This is a genomic window from Helicobacter pylori (assembly GCF_017594925.1).
Lineage (GTDB): Bacteria > Campylobacterota > Campylobacteria > Campylobacterales > Helicobacteraceae > Helicobacter > Helicobacter pylori_DP.
Genome location: NZ_JAALNT010000035.1, coordinates 1 through 2,711, shown reverse-complemented (window position 1 = coordinate 2,711; position 2,711 = coordinate 1). Strand labels below are relative to the sequence as shown.

Here is a 2,711-nt window from a genome sequence, read left to right as displayed (position 1 = left end):
CGCATCATTCAAATCCTGCTCTAAATCCCTAAAACACACGATATTCCCATGCGTTTTAACGCTATCTAAAATGCGGTTTGCGCGTGAAAAAGCCTGGATTAAGCCATGGTATTTCAAGTTTTTATCCACCCAAAGGGTGTTGAGCCTTGTAGCGTCAAACCCGATAAGGAACATGTTTGCCACCAGTAAAAGATCGATTTCACGCTCTTTCATTTTTTGAGAAAGATCCTTATAATAGCTTTGGAATTTTTGATCCGAAGTGTCAAAAGAAGTTTTAAACATCCCGTTATAATCCGCAATCGCGCCCTCTAAAAAATCCCTTGAGCTTTTGTCTAGCCCACTAGCGCTTTCATTGTTTTCATCTTCTAGCGCTTCAATTTCTTCATTAGCGCTATAGCTAAAAATGGCAGCGATTTTAAGATCGTGTTTTTCTTCTTTAAAGGCTTGGTAGTATTTTTTCAGCACTTCTATATTTTGGCATGCCAGAATGGAATTGAATTTTTTATTTTTAGTGGCTTGATTGAAACGCTCTACAATGCATTTAGTGATTTCTTTGATCCTCCTAGTATCTAAAAGTGCACTTTGTTCATCAACCGCTCTAACCTCTTTATCCTTAATGTCCTCTTTAGCTTTAATGGTGTTGTGGTATTCCACTCTAAAGGGCAAAACGTTTTTATCCCTGATCGCATCAATAATGGTGTATTGGTGGAGGCATTTCCCAAATTTCTGCTCTGTCGTGCCTAAAGGGTTGTTTTTATCGCAATTAGCTGCAAAAATGGGCGTGCCAGTGAACCCAAAAAGGTGGTATTTTTTAAACGCTTTAGTGATAGCTTGATGCATGGAGCCTAACTGACTCCTGTGGCATTCATCAAAAATCATCACAACCTCTTCATTAAAAACCGCATGCCCTTTATGGGATTTAACGAATTTGTCTAATTTTTGGATCGTGGTGATAATGATTTTAGCGTTAGGGTTTTCAAGCTGTTGTTTTAGAATCTTGGTGCTTGTGTTGGAATTAGCGCAATCTTTTTGGAATTTATCGTATTCTTTCATGGTTTGATAGTCCAAATCCTTCCTGTCCACCACAAACAAAACCTTTGAAACGTGTTCTAATTCTTTAGCTAAAGTGGCGCTTTTAAAGCTCGTTAAGGTTTTACCGCTCCCTGTGGTGTGCCAGATATAGCCTTGACTTTTCTTATAAGTTTTACTATCATGCGTGGCTTTGATTTTTTCCAAAATCCTTTCTGCCGCCACGATTTGATAAGGCCGCATCACCAATAAAACCTCTTCGCTAGTGAAAACGCAATAGCGCGTTAAAATATTCAAAAGGCTGCGCTTCGCAAAAAACGACTTGGCAAAATCCATTAAATCCTCAATATTGCGATTCTTGCTGTCCGCCCAATAATTCGTGAATTCAAAAGTATCGGCTTTATTGTTTTTTTCCATTTGGGCTATTCTGGTGGTGTTTGAATAGTATTTACTACTCGTGCCGTTACTGATGACAAAAATCTGCACGAACTCAAAAAGCCCGTCTTCAGTGCTAAAACTATCCCTTTTATAGCGCTTGATCTGATTGAACGCCTCTCTGATCGCCACGCCTCTTTTTTTCAATTCCACATGCACTAAAGGCAAGCCATTCACAAGGACGCTCACGTCATAGCGGTTCTCATACTTCCCTTTATTGCTGTATTGGTGGATCACTTGCAAGGCGTTTCTATGGATATTTTTCTTATCAATGATTTTAACGTTTTTGGTTTTCCCGTTCTCAAGCGTGAGATTAAAAATCGGATCTTCTTGGATCTTTTTTGTTTTAGCCTTATAATCTTCGTTTTTATTAGCGATGAATTGATAATAAAGAGTGTCCCATTCTTTGGGCGTGAAATAATGATCGTTAAGCTTTTCTAACTGCTCTTTTAAATTATCTTTTAATTCCTTTTCGTTGTGGATTTTTTTAAATTCATAGCCTTGTTTTTCTAAAAGCTTAATAAACGCCCTTTCTAGCTCTGCTTCGCTCTCATAAGCGCTTTTCCTTTCACTATCGCTATGAAATTCCGCTACTACCGTGCTTTCATTGCTTTCTGCGATCGTTTCGTAATTCATGTTATGCCTTGTTTTGGAGGGGTTTGAAGGTCAATAGTTTTTCTCGGTAGTATTCGTATTGCTTTTTTCGCGCGTTTAATTCTGTGTTTAATTCTGTGTTTAATTCTGTGAAAGCGTCCAAAATCTTAACGATCTCTTGTTGGATCTCTAGGGGTGGGATGGGGACTTCTAATTGAGAATAGCGAGAAATCCAACGCCTCGCATGTTCCCCACTGATATTATAAGGAATAGTTTGCATGTAAAAAAAGATAAATCTGATGTTAATTGTAGGATTTTTTGGGAGTAAGATTTTCATAGCGCTTGATTTTACTTTAAAAGGGAAATCAACCCATTGGGTCGCTGTTGTGAAATCGTCAAAGATGATAACCGGAGCGTTTTTACTCGCTTGATAAATATTGTCTTTTTCGTTTGTATAACCTAAAATAAAGGTTTTTCCTGCGGTTAAAACGGGGGTAGGATAACTTTTATCAAATTCTTTACTCGTTACGCGATATTTATTGGGTTGATCGTATTCTAACACCTCCCCCAACTTCCTAAACTCCACCCCCTTAGGTGCTAAAGTTTGGAGTAAGCGCTCTATTTTATGCATTTGGCCCCCTTTAAATTTCTAA

1 protein-coding gene and 1 pseudogene are annotated in these 2,711 nt (G+C 38.2%); both read right to left on the bottom strand.

From position 1 onward, the window contains the following. Positions 1-2,100 (bottom strand): type I restriction endonuclease subunit R (locus tag G6069_RS07800; protein WP_197293925.1); only part of this gene is annotated, 2,100 nt, incomplete at its 3' end. Between the two features lie 16 nt (positions 2,101-2,116). Beyond that, positions 2,117-2,689, bottom strand: a pseudogene (locus G6069_RS07795) (restriction endonuclease subunit S); the annotation flags it as partial. Between the last annotated feature and the right edge of the window lie 22 nt (positions 2,690-2,711).